The organism is Streptomyces sp. NPDC093546, assembly GCF_044765045.1.
Taxonomy (GTDB): domain Bacteria; phylum Actinomycetota; class Actinomycetes; order Streptomycetales; family Streptomycetaceae; genus Streptomyces.
The window spans coordinates 23,775-41,117 of sequence record NZ_JBIWJG010000021.1 but is presented as its reverse complement, the minus strand read 5'-3'; the positions used below and the strand labels follow the sequence as shown (position 1 = coordinate 41,117).

18 protein-coding genes are annotated in these 17,343 nt (G+C 71.2%); 8 read left to right on the top strand and 10 right to left on the bottom strand.

What is annotated here, in order from left to right; translation table 11 throughout:
• Positions 1 to 44: 44 nt before the first annotated feature.
• The 7 genes from ccsB to hemL all read right to left on the bottom strand — a co-directional run bounded on the left by ccsB (position 45) and on the right by hemL (position 7,713).
• Positions 45 to 1,121, bottom strand: coding sequence for a c-type cytochrome biogenesis protein CcsB (gene ccsB / locus ACIRNI_RS30450; RefSeq protein ID WP_403556399.1), 1,077 nt, complete (start codon positions 1,119 to 1,121; stop codon positions 45 to 47).
• Positions 1,118 to 2,881, bottom strand: a complete 1,764-nt coding sequence (locus ACIRNI_RS30445) for a cytochrome c biogenesis protein ResB (RefSeq protein WP_403556397.1) — start codon at positions 2,879 to 2,881, stop codon at positions 1,118 to 1,120. Before ACIRNI_RS30445 ends, ccsB begins: the two co-directional genes overlap by 4 nt.
• A 4-nt stretch (positions 2,882 to 2,885) precedes the next feature.
• Positions 2,886 to 3,623: a cytochrome c biogenesis CcdA family protein gene (locus tag ACIRNI_RS30440; protein WP_403556395.1), complete on the bottom strand. Its 738-nt coding sequence runs from the start codon at positions 3,621 to 3,623 to the stop codon at positions 2,886 to 2,888.
• 4 nt (positions 3,624 to 3,627) lie between these two features.
• Positions 3,628 to 4,236 (bottom strand): TlpA disulfide reductase family protein, encoded by a 609-nt coding sequence (locus ACIRNI_RS30435; RefSeq protein WP_356644758.1) that lies wholly within the window; start codon positions 4,234 to 4,236, stop codon positions 3,628 to 3,630.
• Positions 4,237 to 4,324: 88 nt separating this feature from the next.
• Positions 4,325 to 5,581, bottom strand: coding sequence for a hypothetical protein (locus tag ACIRNI_RS30430; protein ID WP_403556393.1), 1,257 nt, complete (start codon positions 5,579 to 5,581; stop codon positions 4,325 to 4,327).
• Positions 5,582 to 5,710: 129 nt separating this feature from the next.
• On the bottom strand, positions 5,711 to 6,409 hold the full coding sequence (locus ACIRNI_RS30425; RefSeq protein WP_403556391.1) for a histidine phosphatase family protein: 699 nt from the start codon (positions 6,407 to 6,409) through the stop codon (positions 5,711 to 5,713).
• Entirely contained in the window at positions 6,406 to 7,713 is a 1,308-nt protein-coding gene (gene hemL, locus ACIRNI_RS30420) for a glutamate-1-semialdehyde 2,1-aminomutase (RefSeq protein WP_403556389.1), read from the bottom strand. The genes ACIRNI_RS30425 and hemL overlap by 4 nt, the downstream gene beginning before the upstream one ends.
• A gap of 324 nt (positions 7,714 to 8,037) precedes the next feature.
• Here hemL and ACIRNI_RS30415 point away from each other — a divergent pair, with 324 nt between their 5' ends.
• The 3 genes from ACIRNI_RS30415 to ACIRNI_RS30405 all read left to right on the top strand — a co-directional run bounded on the left by ACIRNI_RS30415 (position 8,038) and on the right by ACIRNI_RS30405 (position 10,101).
• The gene (locus ACIRNI_RS30415) at positions 8,038 to 8,697 is read left to right on the top strand and encodes a hypothetical protein (protein ID WP_355362733.1); all 660 of its coding nucleotides are present in this window, start codon (positions 8,038 to 8,040) and stop codon (positions 8,695 to 8,697) included.
• A 29-nt stretch (positions 8,698 to 8,726) separates the two neighbouring features.
• Positions 8,727 to 9,281, top strand: coding sequence for a GNAT family N-acetyltransferase (locus ACIRNI_RS30410; RefSeq protein WP_403556387.1), 555 nt, complete (start codon positions 8,727 to 8,729; stop codon positions 9,279 to 9,281).
• Between the two features lie 85 nt (positions 9,282 to 9,366).
• Complete coding sequence (locus ACIRNI_RS30405) at positions 9,367 to 10,101, top strand: Mut7-C RNAse domain-containing protein (protein WP_403556385.1); 735 nt, start codon at positions 9,367 to 9,369, stop codon at positions 10,099 to 10,101.
• Between the two features lie 28 nt (positions 10,102 to 10,129).
• On the opposite strand, the gene ACIRNI_RS30400 is transcribed toward ACIRNI_RS30405, so the two are convergent.
• On the bottom strand, positions 10,130 to 10,717 hold the full coding sequence (locus ACIRNI_RS30400; protein WP_403556383.1) for a TetR family transcriptional regulator: 588 nt from the start codon (positions 10,715 to 10,717) through the stop codon (positions 10,130 to 10,132).
• Between the two features lie 217 nt (positions 10,718 to 10,934).
• Here ACIRNI_RS30400 and ACIRNI_RS30395 point away from each other — a divergent pair, with 217 nt between their 5' ends.
• Positions 10,935 to 12,356, top strand: a complete 1,422-nt coding sequence (locus ACIRNI_RS30395; protein WP_403556381.1) for an FAD-dependent monooxygenase — start codon at positions 10,935 to 10,937, stop codon at positions 12,354 to 12,356.
• Position 12,357: 1 nt separating this feature from the next.
• Here the strand turns inward: ACIRNI_RS30395 and ACIRNI_RS30390 are convergent, their stop codons facing one another.
• Positions 12,358 to 12,846: a hypothetical protein gene (locus ACIRNI_RS30390; protein ID WP_403556379.1), complete on the bottom strand. Its 489-nt coding sequence runs from the start codon at positions 12,844 to 12,846 to the stop codon at positions 12,358 to 12,360.
• A 42-nt stretch (positions 12,847 to 12,888) separates the two neighbouring features.
• Between ACIRNI_RS30390 and ACIRNI_RS30385 the strand changes: the two genes are divergently transcribed.
• Both ACIRNI_RS30385 and ACIRNI_RS30380 read left to right on the top strand, forming a co-directional pair.
• Positions 12,889 to 13,224, top strand: coding sequence for a YnfA family protein (locus tag ACIRNI_RS30385; RefSeq protein WP_355362721.1), 336 nt, complete (start codon positions 12,889 to 12,891; stop codon positions 13,222 to 13,224).
• Positions 13,225 to 13,296: 72 nt separating this feature from the next.
• The gene (locus tag ACIRNI_RS30380) at positions 13,297 to 14,076 is read left to right on the top strand and encodes an SDR family NAD(P)-dependent oxidoreductase (RefSeq protein ID WP_403556377.1); all 780 of its coding nucleotides are present in this window, start codon (positions 13,297 to 13,299) and stop codon (positions 14,074 to 14,076) included.
• A gap of 93 nt (positions 14,077 to 14,169) precedes the next feature.
• Here the strand turns inward: ACIRNI_RS30380 and ACIRNI_RS30375 are convergent, their stop codons facing one another.
• Positions 14,170 to 15,363, bottom strand: coding sequence for an RtcB family protein (locus ACIRNI_RS30375; protein ID WP_403556375.1), 1,194 nt, complete (start codon positions 15,361 to 15,363; stop codon positions 14,170 to 14,172).
• Between the two features lie 175 nt (positions 15,364 to 15,538).
• On the opposite strand from ACIRNI_RS30375, the gene ACIRNI_RS30370 reads away from it, so the two are divergent.
• The gene (locus tag ACIRNI_RS30370; protein ID WP_403556373.1) at positions 15,539 to 16,396 is read left to right on the top strand and encodes a DUF3558 domain-containing protein; all 858 of its coding nucleotides are present in this window, start codon (positions 15,539 to 15,541) and stop codon (positions 16,394 to 16,396) included.
• 137 nt (positions 16,397 to 16,533) lie between these two features.
• Positions 16,534 to 17,271, top strand: a complete 738-nt coding sequence (locus ACIRNI_RS30365; RefSeq protein ID WP_403556371.1) for a DUF3558 family protein — start codon at positions 16,534 to 16,536, stop codon at positions 17,269 to 17,271.
• Positions 17,272 to 17,343 lie beyond the last annotated feature (72 nt).

The following is a 17,343-nucleotide window of genomic DNA, read 5'->3' as shown; positions in this document are numbered from 1 at the left end:
CAGCCTCGCGCGGGCGACGTACGGGCGCTACCTCACACCCCGGCTCACACCCCGGCGTAGGAGTGCTTGCTGCTCACGAAGATGTTGACGCCGTAGTAGTTGAAGAGGAAGCACGCGAAGGCGATCAGCGCGATGTACGCGGCCTTGCGGCCCTTCCAGCCGGCCGTCGCGCGGGCGTGCAGGTACGCGGCGTACCCGACCCACGTGATGAACGACCAGACCTCCTTGGCGTCCCAGCCCCAGTAGCGGCCCCACGCGTCACCGGCCCAGATCGCGCCCGCGATGATCGTGAAGGTCCACAGCGGGAAGATCGCCGCGTTGACGCGGTACGCGAACTTGTCGAGGGTCGCGGCGGCCGGTAGCCGCTCCAGCACCGAGCGAGCGAAGGCGCTCGGCGTGCGGCCGGCCGCCAGCTTGGCCTCGTACCCGTCGCGGAAGAGGTACAGCAGCGTGGCGACGGCCCCCAGGTACAGGACGGCGCCGCAGAAGATGGCGGTGGAGACGTGGATCCACAGCCAGTACGAGTGCAGGGCCGGGACCAGCTGGTCGCTCTCGGTGTAGAGCCAGGTGGTGGCGATGCCGAGGTCGATCAGGACGGTGGTGACCAGCGGCAGGCCCATCCAGCGGACGTTCTTCTTCGCGAGGAGGAAGCCGAGGTACGCGCCGACCGCCACCGTCGAGAAGGTGGTGGAGAACTCGTACATGTTGCCCCAGGGGGCACGCTGCACCGACAGCGCGCGGGTGACCACCCCGGCGGCCTCGACCAGGAAGGCGAGCGTGGTGAGGGAGACGGCGATCCGGCCGTACAGGTCGCCCTTCTCGTCGCCGCCGGCCGCGCCCGGGCCGTCGGGTACGTCGCGGGTGCCGGCGGCGGCGCGGGTGACGACCTTCGGCTTGTCGAGGACGGCGGTGCCGCCGCTCTGGCCGCCGACCTGGACCCGCACGGGCGAGGCTACGGAGGGCGTCAGGGCCGCCGCCGTACGGCCGACCTTGCTGCGGCTGCCGAGGACCCACTCGGCGATGTGCGCGAGGAAGGCCAGGGTGTAGACGGCCATGGAGGAGTAGATGAGCAGATTGCTCAGCTCCGCCAGGCTCTCGTTGGTCGCGGCGGCGAGATTCACTTCTCAGCCCTTTCGTCGGCTTGGTCGGCCTCGGCCTCGGGTGCGGGCACAGGGGCGGGCGCGGGCGCGGTCGGCGCCACGGAGTGGAGCGTGGCGGCCAGGTCGGCCAGCTCCTCGGGAAGCTTCGCGGACTCGCTGCGGCCGAGCCCCGCCAGTTCGACGACGGTCACGCCGTCGTCACCCCGTACGGCCCGGACCCAGACCCGGCGGCGCTGGATGAAGAGCGAGCCGACCAGGCCGGCGATGGCGGCGATCGCACCGGCGAGGGCGAGACCGTTGCCGGGCTGCTGGGAGATCTGGAAGCTGGCCCACTCCTTGATCTCCTTCTCGAAGGTGACCGAGCCCGCCCCGCCCGGCAGCTCCATGGTCTCGCCGGGCAGCAGGGTCTTCTTGTAGATGTCGCCCTTCGCGTCCTTGAACGGCTGCATCTTGCTGGTGTCCAGCTGGTACACGTTCTGCGGCAGGCCGCCGTCGACGCGCAGGTCGCCGTGGTAGGCGCTGAGGTTGAGCGCCGGGAAGACCAGGCCGGGGAACTGGCTGAACATCTGGCCGTTGCCCTTGCCCGCGTAGGTCGGGACGAAGAAGGCCGGGAAGCCCAGCTGGACCTTCTTGCCGTTCTTGTCCCGGTATCCGTCCATCACCTTGATGACGCCGGTGGAGGTGACGTTGTTGTCGATGGGGAGCAGCGGAACGGCACCCTTGTAGACGACCTGGCCCTTGCCGTCGCGGACCGTGACGACCGGCGCGTACCCGTGCGAGATCAGGTAGACCTTCGAGCCGTCGACCTCCAGCGGCTCGTTGACCCGGATGACGCCCTTCTTCTTCTCCTCACCCGCCTTGCCGTACGTGACGTCCGCCTCGAAGGTGCGGGGGGTGCCGCGCTGCGGGCCGCTCGTCTCGTACGTCCCGGTGAACCGGTCCAGAGTGAAGCCGAACCGCGCCAGGTCCTCGGTGTCGAAGAGCGAGCCCGACTTGAAGTCGTCGTACTGCGGGAGGATGTTCGAGAAGCCGTCGCCCTCGACGATGAGCTTGCCGCCCTCGGACTTGAAGAGCTGTCCGGCGGCGAAGGCCACCAGCATGACGATGAGCGCCACGTGGAAGAGGAGGTTGCCGGCCTCGCGGAGGTAGCCCTTCTCGGCGGCGACCGCGTCCCCGGCGGTGTGCGCGCGGAAGCGCCGCTTCTTCAGCAGCGCGAGCGCCGCCTCGCGTACGTCCTCGGGCGCGGCCTCGGTGCGCCACGTGGCGTACGCGGGCATGCGGGTGAGGCGGCGGGGGGCGGCCGGCGGGCGGCTGCGCAGCTGGCCGACGAACTGCCAGCTGCGCGGGACGATGCAGCCGATCAGGGAGACGAACAGCAGGATGTAGATCGCCGAGAACCACACCGAGCTGTAGACGTCGAAGAGCTGGAGCCGGTCGTAGATCGGCGCGAGCGTCTCGTGGGCTTCCTTGAAGGTGCGGACCTTCAGCTCGTCCGCGCTGTTCTGCGGGATGAGCGAGCCCGGGATGGCGCCGAGCGACAGCAGGAAGAGCAGGATCAGCGCGACCCGCATCGAGGTCAGCTGCCGCCAGAACCAGCGGATCCAGCCGAAGACGCCGAGGGTGGGGCCGCCGGTGAGTCCGTCGGCCGCCCCTCCGGCTTCGGCGGATTCGTCGGTGGGCGCGGTCGACAGGTGCGCCCCGGCCGCGGCGTCCGCCTCCGCGTCCGCCGCCCTGGCCGCGGCCGCCTCGGTCGGCCCGGTCGTCTCTGCTGCCTTGCTCATGGAACTAGATCCCCACCTGGAAACCACTGGACCAGACCTGCATCTGCTGCACGAGGATGTCCCACGCGCCTGTGAGGAGCAGCAGGCCGGTCAGGATCATCATGCCGCCGCCGATCCGCATCACCCACGCATAGTGCCGCTTCACCCACGCGAAGGCGCCGAGCGCCTTGCGGAACGCGACCGCGGCGAGCACGAACGGTACGCCGAGGCCGAGGCAGTACGCGAACGTCAGCAGCGCCCCGCGGCCCGCGCTGCCCTGGTCGGCGGCGAGGGCGGTGACGGACGCGAGCGTCGGGCCGATGCACGGCGTCCAGCCGATGCCGAAGAGCGCGCCGAGCACCGGCGCCCCGACGAGACCGGTCACCGGCCGCTTGTGGAAGCGGTACTCGCGCTGCGTGAACCAGGGCATGAGCCCCATGAAGAAGACGCCCATGAGGATCATCAGCACGCCGAGGACGGTGGTGAGCGTCCCGCGGTACTGCTGGAGGGTCCAGCCGAAGTAGCCGAAGAGGGCGCCGCCGGAGACGAAGACGGCGGTGAAGCCGAGGACGAAGAGGGCGGCGCCGGCGGCCATCCGGCCCCGCCGGGCCTCGGCGAGGTCGCTGCCGGTGACGCCGGTCACGTACGACAGGTAGCCGGGCACGAGCGGCAGGACGCAGGGCGAGAAGAAGGAGACCAGCCCGCCCAGCACCGCGATGGGGAGGGCGAGCAGCAGGGCCCCGCTGAATACCGTCTCGTTCATCGGGCTACTTCTCCGCGAGGACCGGGTCGATCATCGAGCGGAGCTGTTCCTCGCCCACTGCCTTGAGCACACGTGCGGCGATCTTGCCGTCGCGGTCGAGCACGATGGTGGAGGGGATGGCCTGTGGGGGAAGCGTGCCCTTGGGGAAGCCGTTGAGGATGATCTCGCCGGCCGGGTCGTACAGGCTCGGGTACGCGACCCCGTAGTCCTTCTCGAACTGGACGGCCGGCTGCTTGTTGACGTCGCGGGTGTTGAGGCCGACGAACTCCACGCCCTTGGCCTTGAGGTCCTCGGACACCTTGACCAGGTGCTTGGCCTCGCTGCGGCACGGCGCGCACCAGGAGCCCCAGAGGTTGAGGACGACGACCTTGCCCTTGTGGTCGGCGACGTCGAGCCGCGTACCGTCCAGGGTTTCGCCGGCGATCGTGCCGACGGCCTTGCGCTCCCCCTTGGGCACCGTGGAGATGCCGCCGGTGCCGGTGACGAAGTTGGTGTCACCGCCACCGCCGGAGATGCCCTTCGAGCCACCGCCGGTGCACGCGGTCATGGTCAGTGCGGCCGCCAGGGCGCCGGCGGCGAGCATGATGCTTCGAGGAGCGCGGCTAAAGGTCATGTGAAAAGTTTCGCATGGGCCTTCCGGGGATCTTCCGCGCCCCCCTCGGTGCTTCTGCGGTGACCGTAAAGCCCGATGTCAGGGCGGCCTAAGCAGGCGTGAGGAAGGTGTTCCAGCCGCCCGTCGGCGATTGCCCGACCTCCAGCGTGCGCAGCTTGTCGAGGATCTTCGGGTCCTGCACGTCGAGCCAGTCGGTGAACTGCTTGAAGGAGACGAGCCGTACGTCCTTCTTTCCGGCCATGCCCTTGAGCGCTTCCTCGACGGCGTCCATGTAGATGCCGCCGTTCCACTGCTCGAAGTGGTTGCCGATGAAGAAGGGCGCGCGATTCGATTCGTACGCGCGCGTGAATCCGGCCAGATACGCCTCGGTGGCCTGCTTCTTCCAGTCGGGATAACGGGCGGGGTTGCCCTTGGTGGTGTTCTGCGACTGGTTGGCGAGCATGTTGTAGTCCATGGACAGGACTTCGAAGGAGCGGCCGGGGAACGGCACCTGCTGCAGCGGCAGGTCCCAGATGCCCTGGCGCTTGGAGGGCCACTTCTGGCGGCCGCCGGGCGAGCTGGCGTCGTAGCGCCAGCCGAGCTTCTTCGCCGTGGGCAGCAGGTTGTCCTGGCCGAGGAGGCAGGGGGTGCGGCCGCCGACGAGCTCCTTGCGGTAGTCGAAGGGCAGCGGGTCGAGGGTCGTCCAACCGCTGTTCGTCTTCCATTCGGTGACGAATTTCACGGCCTGGTCTATCTCGCTCTGCCACTGGGCCGGGGTCCATTTCCCGACGGATCCGGAGCCCGCGCAGAAATGCCCGTTGAAGTGGGTGCCTATCTCGTGTCCGTCGAGCCAGGCCTGGCGGACGTATTTCAGCGTCTCCTTGATGTGGTCATCGGTGAGGTAGCCGATGTCGGAGGCGCCGACGGGATTGTTCGGCGGGCGGTAGAGGGTCTTCTTCGATTCCGGGAGGAGATAGAGCCCGGAGAGGAAGAAGGTCATGGCCGCGCCGTGATCCTTGGCCAGTTCGAGGAAGCGGGGGAAGAGGCCGTTGCCGACCTCTCCGGCGCCGTCCCAGGAGAAGACCACGAACTGGGGCGGGGTCTGACCGGGCTCCAGGGGGACGGGCTTGTCGGGCTGGTTCGGCTGCTTTCCGGTGTCGGAGGTGGAGCCGTCACCTATCAGCCGTCCCCGTGGTGCGCCGGCGCCGTCGGGCTTTCCGTTGTTCGCACCGGCGCCGCCGGGCTGCTGATCGCCGCCCTTTCCTTTGCCCCCGTTACCGCCGTCGGGGCCGCAGCCCGCGATTCCGATCGCGGCCGCGGCCCCAACTCCGGCTCCCAGCAATCCCCTTCGGCTGATCCCGCGCATCTCGTCACCATCCGCATTCGCGCTTGCTTTTCGACCGGAAAGTCACCGCCGGTCCGACAAGGGGAGAGATGCGGTCGGGAACGCACGGGTTCCCGAATTAATCACATAATCTGCTCTGTGACAGGACAGTTACGCGCCGAAGGCCTTGGACGCGCCCTTGTCCTTGCCCTTCAACGGCTTCGCACCGGCCAGCAGATGCGCCGGGACGAGATCGCGGGCCGGCTCGCTGTAGCCCACCGACACGATCCTGTCGCCCTGGTACGTGAACGTGGTCAGGGACGCGAGCGTGCACTGCCGCCGCCGCGGGTCGTGCCACAGCCGGCGCCGCTCGACGAAGCTGCGCACGATCCAGATCGGCAGCTGGTGGCTGACGCACACCGCCTCATGGCCGCGGGCCGCGTCACGCGCCGCGTTCAGCGCGCCCATCATCCGTACGACCTGGTCGACGTACGGCTCGCCCCAGGACGGCCGGAACGGGTTCGTCAGGTGCTTCCAGTTGGACGGCCTGCGCAGCGCGCCGTCGCCCACGCCGAAGGCCTTGCCCTCGAAGACGTTCCCCGCCTCGATGAGCCGCTCGTCGGTGGCCAGCTCCAGGCCGTGCGAGGCGGCGACGGGCTGGGCCGTCTCCTGGGCGCGCTCCAGCGGCGAGGCCACCACGTGGGTGATGTCGCGCTCCGCCAGGTGCTCGGCGACCCGGTCGGCCATCTTCCGGCCGAGCTCGGAGAGGTGGTAGCCGGCGCGGCGCCCGTACAGGATGCCGTCCGGGTTGTGCACCTCGCCGTGGCGCATCAGGTGGACGACGGTGATGTCGTCGTTCCCCGCGTTCATGCCGTGGCCTCCGCGGCGGCGCGGGCCGCGGCCGGCAGCGCGGCGGCGATCCGCTCGACGGCGCGCTCGTCGTGCGCCGTGGAGACGAACCACGACTCGAAGGCGGACGGCGGCAGGTAGACGCCCTGCGCCAGCATCGAGTGGAAGAACGCGGTGAAGCGGAACGCCTCCTGCTTCTTCGCGTCGTCGTAGTTCACGACCTCGGCGTCGGTGAAGAAGACGGAGAACATGTTGCTGGCGGTCTGGAGCCGGTGGGCCACGCCCTCCTTGCCCAGCGCGTCCGTCACCAGCGCCTGGATCTCGCGCGAGACCGCGTTGACCTTCTCGTACGCCGCGTCGTCGAGCAGCCGCAGCTGCGCGAGCCCGGCGGCCGTGGCGATCGGGTTCCCGGAGAGGGTGCCGGCCTGGTAGACGGGCCCGGCGGGCGCCAGGTGCGCCATGACGTCGGCGCGGCCGCCGAACGCCGCGGCCGGGAAGCCGCCGCCCATGACCTTGCCGAACGTCATCAGGTCCGGGACCACGCCGTCGACGCCGTACCAGCCGGCCTTCGACGTACGGAAACCGGTCATGACCTCGTCGGAGATGTACAGCGCGCCGTTGGCCGCGCACAGCTCCTTCAGCCCGGCGTTGAAGCCGTCGCGGGGCGGGACCACGCCCATGTTGCCCGGAGACGCCTCGGTGATCACGCAGGCGATCTCGCCGGGGTGCGCGGCGAAGGCCTGGCGTACGGCGTCGAGGTCGTTGTACGGCAGGACGATGGTGTCGCCGGCCTGCGCGCCGGTGACGCCGGGCGTGTCGGGCAGGCCGAAGGTCGCGACGCCGGAGCCGGCGGCGGCAAGGAGGGCGTCCACGTGCCCGTGGTAGCACCCGGCGAACTTGACGACCTTGGCGCGGCCGGTGAAACCGCGGGCGAGCCGGATCGCGGACATCGTGGCCTCGGTACCCGACGACACGAGCCGCACCTGCTCGACCGGCTCGACCCGGGCCACGATCTCCTCGGCGAGCGCGACCTCGCCCTCACCCGGCGTACCGAAGGAGGTTCCGCGCGCGACGGCCTCCTGCACGGCGGCGATCACCTCGGGGTGCGCGTGGCCGAGGATCATCGGCCCCCACGAGCAGACGAGGTCGACGTACTCGCGCCCGTCCGCGTCGGTGAGGTACGGACCCGTACCGGACACCATGAACCGGGGCGTTCCACCCACCGCGCGGAAGGCGCGCACGGGAGAGTTCACGCCGCCGGGCGTCACGAGGGACGCGCGGTCGAAAAGCGTCTGTGAGACTGGGGCTTCGTATGAATACGGCACTTTGGTCCTGACCTGCGAGAACGAGTGGAGGGGCGGCAATGCGCGGGCACGGCCGCCGGACGGCGACGATCTGTCGACAATCTGTTGGCGATCTTGCTGGGTTGGTGCGGATCTTGCCGACGACCTTGTTTTACGACCGGGCGGCAGGGCTCCGCGTCTGCGAAACTGGGGCGTCATTGGGAAAGCTCACGGAAACCATGGTGTCAGAGGCCCGGACGTTCTTGCGGACAGGTGTTTCACCGCACGCGCGTGGGGGAGGTCACTGTCACGATGATCGGGTTGCGCGGCGGGGGCCGTGGTACCTAAAAGCAGTCGGGTGGAGATATGCATCGCGGTGGCGGACTGGGTGAAGGGACCGACGACCTGGGTCCTGAGCCCGCCCGGCGGGGGAAGCACCGGCGAGAGCGGGACAATCCCCCGGGGCACCAGCCCTCCCGGTCCTCCGGGAACCAGCCCTCCCGGTCGCCCGGGGACCAGACCTCCGGGAACCCCCTGGGGCACGAGCACGTGGGGAGCGTTCCTTTGGGAGGCGGGGGTGGCCGCGGCATGGGGGTGACGTACAAGTACTTCGGCGCGCCCAACGGCGCCACCGCCGCGCGCGTCCCGATCTCGATGCGCCCGGAGGAGCTCGGCGGTGACGAGCTCGGCATGGGCGGCATGTTCACCAAGATCAAGCCCGAGACGATAGCCGCGATGGTCCTCACCGGCATCCAGGGCATGCCGCTGCACAAGGTCCCGCCCCTGGAGCTGGTGGTCCTGCACCCGGACTACGCCGTGGTGAAGCTCCCGACGACGGTGGTCGACCCCCTGCGCGGCATCGGCGAGGAGACCGTGGGCGCGGCGGCCTTCATATGGTCGACGGTCCCCGACCGCGGCGGACCGCGGGACGCGTTCGACGTGTACCAGCTGCTCCACGAATGGCAGGACTTCTCGGTACGCCTCCACGAGGCGGGCCACCAGCCGTACTGCCTGGTGTGGCCGTAGCGTCCTGAGGCCCGAGGTGGTGGAGCCGTATGACCGCGCACCCCGCACGGGACGTAGGTGGCGCACGTGACGCACGCGTACGCATCGAGCCCTGGTCCGAGGCGGACTTCGCGCTGCTGCGGGCCGCCAACGCGCCGGAGATGACGGACCACCTGGGAGGTCCGGAGACCGAGGACCTGCTGATCAGGCGCCACCAGCGGTACGTCGACCTCAGCGCGGACCGCACGGGCGCGGGGCGGATGTTCCGGATCGTGCTGCTGCCCGAGGATGCGCCGGTGGGCACGATCGGCTTCTGGGAGCGGGCCTGGAACGGGGCGCGGGTGTACGAGACGGGGTGGGCCGTGCTGCCGCCCTTCCAGGGGCGGGGCATCGCCACGGCCGCGGCGGCCGCCGTGGTCCGCGAGGTGCGCGCGGCCCGCAAGCACCGGTACCTGCACGCCTTCCCCGCCGTGGACAACGCCGCCTCGAACGCGGTGTGCCGCAAGGCGGGCTTCGCGCTGCGCGGCGCGTGCGACGTCGAGTACCCGCCGGGCCGCCTGCTGCGCGGCAACGACTGGCGCCTGGACCTCGGCCGCCGGGCCTGATGAGCGGGCGCGCGGCGAGGTCGCCTCCGGCTGAGCGGCCGAAATGGCCTGGATGGCTCGCGGGCCCCGGTGGCATGCTGGCGGCGTGAACGGACCGGAGATCCACATCAGCTTCGCCCCCGAACTGGGGCTGTTCGTCTCGGCACCCCGCCGCACGGGCCGCACCTCCGTGGTCACGGACGGCGCCTCGACGCTCGGGCACGTCGTCGAGTCGCTCGGCGTGCCGCTGACCGAGGCGGGCGGGCTGCTGGTGGACGGGCGCGCGGTCTCCACCTCACACATCCCGGCCCACGGCGAGCACGTCGAGGTGCTGGGCCGCGAGCGCCCGCAGCCGGTGCCGGGCGCGCCGCTGCGGTTCCTCCTCGACGTCCATCTCGGCACGCTGGCGCGCCGACTGCGGCTGCTCGGCGTGGACGCGGCGTACGAGAGCGAGGACATCGGCGACGCTGCGCTGGCGGCCTGGTCGGCGCGGGAGCGGCGCGTGATGCTCTCGCGTGACCGGGGGCTGCTGCGCCGCCGGGAGCTCTGGGCGGGGGCGTACGTCTACAGCGACCAGCCCGACGACCAGCTCCGCGACGTGCTGGAGCGCTTCGCGCCGCCACTGGCGCCGTGGACGCGGTGCACCGCCTGCAACGGGACGCTGACCGACACGGACAAGGACGCGGTGCGCGAGCAGCTGGAGCAGGGCACGCAGCGCTCGTACGACGTGTTCGCGCAGTGCACGGCCTGCCGGCGCGTGTACTGGCGCGGCGCCCACCACGCCCGCCTGGAGGCGATCGTCGAGAACGCGCTGCGCGAGTTCGGCGGCGCGGCCGCGTAGGCGGAACCGCCCGGCGGGCGCTGCCGGGTCACGGGGTCTCGGCGGTGAGGTACCGCTGGACCGTCGGCGCCAGCCAGGCGATCACCTCCTCCCGGGTCATCTCGACGGCGGGCGGCAGGTGCAGCACGTAGCGGGCCATCGCCATGCCGAGGATCTGCGACGCGACCAGGGCCGCTCGGCGCGGTGCCTCGGCCGGGTCGGGGCAGACGCCGGCCACGATGGGGCCCAACTGCGCCGGGAAGATCGCGCGTATCCGCTCGGCGCCCGCGGCGTTGGTGACGCCGACCCGGAGCACGGCCGTGAGCACGTCGTCCTGCTCCCACCGCTCGAGGAAGTGGGCGACGAGGACGGCGCCGATGTGCTGGGTGGGCAGGGCACTGACCTGCGGAATGCGCAAGTCGATGTCGCAGGCGGCGGTGAAGAGCCCCTCCTTGTTGCCGTAGTAGCGCATCACCATCGACGGGTCGATGCCCGCGTCGCGGGCGATGGCGCGGATGGTGGCGCGCTCGTACCCGTCGGTGGCGAAGCGCTCGCGGGCGGCGTCGAGGATCGCGGCGCGGGTGGCGTCCGAGCGGCGGGGGGCACTCGGGGGGTCGGCGGGGGCTTCCGTCTTCATGCCAACAACTGTAGGCCAACGGGTGTTGACGCGCCATCACCGCAGGCGTACATTTGCCAACAAGCGTTGACCAACAAACGTTGACCAACGGGCGTTGGCCTACACGTGTTGACGCGCATGTGACGACGCACAGGGGCCGACGCGCAGGGATCGACGCGCAGGGATCGACGCGCAGGGATCGACCACAAGCCTTGGCATCCACGACCAGGAGGCAGCCATGAACGGCACGCCGGGCACGGAGATCGACGTCATCGTGGTGGGCGCGGGACCCACGGGACTGCTGCTCGCCGGCGACCTCGCCGCCGCGGGCCTGGAGGTGGCACTCGTCGAGCGCCGCCCCCACGAGACCAGCAACCTCGTGCGCGCCTTCGCCGTGCACGCCCGCACGCTGGAACTGCTCGACGCCCGCGACCTCGCGGACGAGCTGGTGAAGCGAGGCACCGCCCTCACCCGGCTGAACCTCTTCAGCAAGCTGTCGCTGGACCTCTCCCGGCTGCGCTCCCGCTTCCCCTTCGTCCTCATCACGCCGCAGTACGAGGTGGAGCAGCTGCTGGAGCGCCGCGCCGTAGCCGCGGGCGTGCGCTTCCTGTACGACACGGAACTGCGGGGCCTGCGCCAGGACGCCGACTCCGTCACCGCCGAGGTCACCGGTCCCGACGGCGCGCCCGAAGAGCTGCGCGCCCGCTATCTCGTGGGCGCGGACGGCGTGCGCAGCGCCGTGCGCCGCACCCTCGGCGTGCCGTTCCCCGGCGAGTCCGTGATCAGCTCGATCATGCTCGCCGACGTCCGGCTCACCGAGGAGCCCGAGGGTGCGCTCATGGCGAGCGGCACCAGCGACGCCTTCGCGTTCGTCGTGCCCTTCGGCGACGGCTGGTACCGGGTGGGCGCCTGGAGCCGCCACCGCCTGGTGCCCGACAGCGAGCCCGTCGACTTCGACGAGGTGCGCACCCTCACGCGCACCGCCCTCGGCACCGACCTCGGTATGCACGACCCCCGCTGGCTCTCCCGCTTCCACAGCGACGAGCGCCAGGTCCCGGAGTACCGCAAGGGACGGGTCTTCCTCGCCGGTGACGCCGCGCACGTCCACTCCCCCGCCGGCGGCCAGGGCATGAATACCGGCCTCCAGGACGCCGCCAACCTCTCCTGGAAGCTCGCCGCCGTGCTGCGCGGCGAGGCACCCGAGCCCGAGGCGCTCCTCGACAGCTACCACGACGAGCGGCACCCCGTCGGCGCGATGGTGCTGCGCAGCAGCGGCGCGCTCATCCGCATGGCCATGGTCCACACCCCGGCGATGCTGGCGGCCCGCGCCCTGGGCACCGGTCTGCTCAACCGGATCCGCCCCGCGTCCGCCAAGGCGATGGGCATGGTCAGCGGCACCGGTATCGCGTACGCCGCCGGGCGCGGTGCCCACCGGCTCACGGGCCGGCGCGTCCCCGATCTCGCCCTGGCGGAGGGCCGGCTCTACGAGCTGCTGCGGGAGGGCGCGTTCGTCCTCGTCGCACCGCGGGGCGGCGCCGCGCCGGACGTACCCACCGCGCCGGGCCGGGTCATACGGGCGAGCTGGGCCAACCCCACCCGCCGCGAGACCCTCCTCGTCCGCCCCGACGGCTACATCGCCTGGGCCGGGAGCGGAAGCTGACTCAGAAGGCGTACCAGTCACCCGTCGCGGGGACCAGCACCTGATGGTCGTTGTTCCCGGGGTTCCGGTCGGTCGCGCCGCCGTTCCACTCGGTGGCCACCCGTACCGTCACCTCGTGCGGGACGCCGCTCGTGCGCAGGTCCAGCACGGTGTCGCGGGCCGGGCCGTCCACGCGCAGCGGGCCGGTGGAGCACAGCACCTCCCGGTCGCCGCCCCACAGACAGTTGGGCGGCAGCGGCGGCCCGCCGGCCAGCGGCTCCGAGAAGGTCAGGCGCACGGTCGCGGTCGGCACGCCGGACGGGCCGTGGTTCTGACTCGCCATCAACACGTCGAGCCGGTCACCGACGAGGGAGACATGCCCGTGGTGTGCGACATCGGCCTCGGGCGCGATCGCCCCGGCGCGGGCACCGGCACCCGCGTCGGAGGCCGCGGCCGCCACCATCACCGTCACGGCCGAGACCACCAGCGCAACCCTGCCCATCGCAACCATGTCCAGAAGGTACCGATTTTCCCGCCCTCTACGCTGGACGCCATGCTCATCGCCCGCTCCGCCGCCCTCTTCGTCCTGGCCGCCCTCTGCGAGATCGGCGGCGCCTGGCTCGTCTGGCAGGGCGTCCGCGAGCACCGGGGCTGGATCTGGATCGGCGCCGGAGTGCTCGCCCTCGGCGCGTACGGCTTCGTCGCCACGCTCCAGCCGCAGGGCGAGTTCGGCCGCATCCTCGCCGCGTACGGCGGGGTGTTCGTGGCCGGCTCGATCGCGTGGGGCATGGTGGCCGACGGCTACCGGCCCGACCGCTGGGACGTGACGGGCGCGCTGATCTGCCTCGCCGGCATGGCCGTGATCATGTACACACCGCGCGGCCACTGACCGGCACCACGCCCGCACCTATCCTGACCGCGTATCGACCACCCATTCGATCAGCCGCGCGAGGAGAAGCCCATGACCGCCGACACCCCCACCGCGCCCGTAGCCGTCGTCACCGGAGCGAGCAGCGGTATTGGCGCCGCCACCGCGCGGCAGCTCGCCGCGGCCGGCCACCATGTCGTGCTCACCGCGCGCCGCAAGGACCGCATCGAGGCCCTGGCCGCCGAGCTCACCGCCGCCGGCCACCAGGCCACGGCGTACGCCCTGGACGTCACCGACCGCCCGGCCGTCGACGCCTTCGCCGCCGACCTGAAGCGCTTCCCCTCGGTCGACGTCCTCGTCAACAACGCGGGCGGCGCGCTCGGCGCCGACCCCGTCGCCACCGGCGACCCCGCCGACTGGCGCCAGATGTTCGAGGTCAACGTCATCGGCGCCCTCAACATGACGCAGGCCCTGCTCCCCGCCCTCACCGCCAGCGGCGCCGGCACGGTGGTGGTCGTCTCCTCCACCGCGGGCCACGCCACCTACGAGGGCGGCGCGGGTTACGTCGCCGCCAAGAACGGCGCCCGCGTCCTCGCCGAGACCCTGCGCCTCGAAATCGTCGGCACCCCGGTCCGCGTGATCGAGATCGCCCCCGGCATGGTGAAGACCGACGAGTTCGCCACGACCCGCTTCCGCGGTGACACCGAGAAGGCGGCCAAGGTCTACGCCGGGGTCCCCGACCCGCTCTCCGCCGACGACGTCGCCGACACCATCACCTGGGCCGTCACGCGCCCCGCCCACGTCAACATCGACCTGCTGGTGGTCCGCCCCCGCGCCCAGGCCTCCAACACCAAGGTCCACCGGGAGCAGTAGACCGGAGCGGAACACGCGGAAGGGCCCCGGCGCCAACCCCGCCGGGACCCTCCCATCCGCCCCGCACACCGGGGCGGCGGCGCCGACTCCGCGTCAGCCCTTCACGCACACGACCTGCTTCAGCTTCGCGACCACCTGGACGAGGTCGCGCTGCTGGTCGATGACCTTCTCGATCGGCTTGTACGCGCCCGGGATCTCATCGACCACACCGGCGTCCTTGCGGCACTCCACTCCCCGCGTCTGCTCCTCCAGGTCCCGCGTGGAGAAGCGCTTCTTCGCGGCGTTCCGGCTCATCTTCCGACCGGCGCCGTGCGAGGCGGAGTTGAAGGACGCGGCGTTCCCGAGTCCCTTCACGATGTAGGAGCCGGTACCCATCGAGCCGGGGATGATCCCGTACTCGCCGGAGCCCGCCCGGATCGCGCCCTTCCGCGTGACCAGCAGGTCCATCCCGTCGCACCGCTCCTCCGCCACGTAGTTGTGGTGGCAGGAGATGACGGGCTCGAAGGTGACCTTGGCCTTCTTGAACTCCTTGCGGACCACGCCCTTGAAGAGCTCCATCATCACCGCGCGGTTGTACTTCGCGTACTCCTGAGCCCAGAACAGGTCGTTCCGGTACGCCGCCATCTGCGGGGTGTCCGCGATGAAGACGGCGAGGTCGCGGTCGACCAGCCCCTGGTTGTGCGGCAGCTTCCGCGCCTCGCCGATGTGGTACTCGGCGAGCTCCTTGCCGATGTTCCGGGAACCGGAATGCAGCATCAGCCAGACCGCTCCCGACTCATCGAGACAGAACTCGATGAAGTGGTTACCCCCTCCGAGCGTTCCCATCTGCTTGACCGCCCGGTCCTGACGGAACTTGACCGCTTCCGCCACCCCGCCGAACCGGGCCCAGAAGTCGTCCCATCCCGCCGCCGGGAAGCCGTGCAGCCCGGCCGGGTCGACCGCCTCGTCGTGCATGCCGCGGCCCACCGGGATGGCCTGCTCGATCTTCGAGCGCAGCCGCGACAGGTCGCCCGGCAGGTCGTTCGCCGTCAGCGACGTCTTCACCGCGGACATGCCGCAGCCGATGTCCACCCCCACCGCGGCCGGGCAGACCGCGCCCTGCATCGCGATGACGGAGCCGACCGTCGCGCCCTTGCCGTAGTGCACGTCCGGCATCACGGCGAGGCCCTTGATCCACGGGAGCGTGGCGACGTTCCGCAGCTGCTGCATCGCGACGTCCTCGACCGCCGCCGGGTCCGTCCACATCCGGATCGGGACCTTCGCCCCGGGCACCTCTACAAAAGACATAGTTCCTCGATCCCCCGAAAAGTCTGAAAACGCAAAAACCGGCGCCAACATCCGCGTATGCGACAGCGGACCAGCATCGACGGCAGCGCGTGCGATAGACATTGTGTCCACCCGTCGGCGTCGGGCGGCAACAAGTTTTCGGTTGGCAGGCACCCGAGCGAAAGGACCCCGGACCGTGCAGCGAAGGGCGTACGCACCCGGCCTGGCCGCAGTTCTCGCGGCGGTGACCGTCGGCGCCGCCGGCCTGACCGGCTGCACCGCCGGCTCCGGCGGCTCCGGCTCCGCCATCGACTCCAAGGCTGGGGGCCCCGCCGCGGCGGCCGCCGCCCCCGGCAAGTACCGTACGCTCCTCGAGCCCTGCGGCTCCGTCGAGCGGTCCACGCTCAGGGACCTGCTCCCCGGCGTCGACTTCCTCCCCCAGGAGCAGCGCGAGCACGTCTACCGCGGCACCTCGGCCGTCACGTACGACACCGACCGCCGCGCCGGGTGCAGTTGGAAGGCCGACGGACCGGACGCCTCGCACCAGCTCACCCTGGACTTCGAGCGCGTCGTCTCGTACGACCCGACCGTCAGCGACGACGACCGCGCCCAGCAGGTCTACGAGGGCAAGCAGACCGCCGCCGGCCTGGCCGCCGCCCCCACCCCGGGCGGCCCGGCCACCGGCGCCCCCGGCAGCCCCGCCAAGCCCTCCGGCCCGCCGTCGGCCACCGGCGCCCCCGCCCCGAGCGCCGCAGCCGCCGGGGCGAGCGTCGCCGCCGTCCCGGCCGCGACCCCCGCCACCACCCCCGAGGGCCTGGAGCCCCGCGTCCTCGCCGACCTCGGCGACGCGGCGTTCCTCGACGACGTACTCACCCGCGCCGGTTCGACCGCCCAGCGCCGCACCGTCAGCGTGGTGTTCCGCACATCCAACGTGATCGTCACCATTCGGTACGGCGAACAGCCCAGCCGCATCACCGAGGTGCCCGACAGCAAGGAACTGCAGGAAAAGGCACAGGGACTGGCCCGAAAGCTCGCCGAGAAGTTCGACGAGTAGCCACCCCCGCGCCGGCCCCGCCCCGGCTCCGCGCGGCGCCCGCGCCCCGCCCGTCCGCGTACCGCTCGGGCTACGGTGTCGGAACCGCCGCACCGACGCACTGCCGGACGACCGTACGACAAGCGACTGAAGGAACCATGCACCGATCAGCCCCGCGACTCACCCGCATACTCGCCTGCGCAGCCGTACCGGTGATGCTCGTCGTCGCCGGCTGCTCCTCGGACTCCGACGGCAAGGGCGACCCGCAGAAGCAGACGCCCCCGGCCGCCGCCTCGTCCGGCGCCGCGTCCGGCGCCTCGAAGGAGCCCACGCCGAAGGTCGAGCCCGCCGTCTTCACGAAGCTGCCCGACGCCTGCAAGGCCATCGCGGCGAAGACGGTCGCGGAAATGGTCCCGGAGGCGAAGGTCAAGACCGGTACGCCCGGAAAGTCCAATGACATCGCCAGCCGCGGCAGCTGCTCCTGGAACGGCCTGGAGGACAAGGGCATCAAGGGCTCCAACTACCGCTGGCTCGACATCTCCCTCCTGCGCTACGACTCCGATGCCACGCTCGGCAGCGGCGAGAAGCGCGCCCAGGAGAGCTTCGCCAAGGAGGTCGCCAAGGCCCAGGCGACCGAGGGCGCCACCGGCCTGCACGCCTCGACCGCCACGGGTGTCGGCGACGAGTCGAAGGCCTTCAGCTACGGCCTGAAGAAGACCGACGAGGACTTCAAGAACGCGGTCATCGTGACCCGCACGGAGAACGCCGTCATCGTCCTCTCCTACAACGGCGCGGGGTACGCGGGCGCCGACACCCCCGACGTGGCGGACCTGATGGAGGACGCGGTCAAGGCGACCAAGGAGGCCGTGGCCGCCATCGCCACCGCCAACAAGTAGCCGCCGGCAAGGAGCCGTCCGCACAGGCCCTCCGCGGAGTCCGGCCCTCCCCGAGGGACGGACTCCGCACAC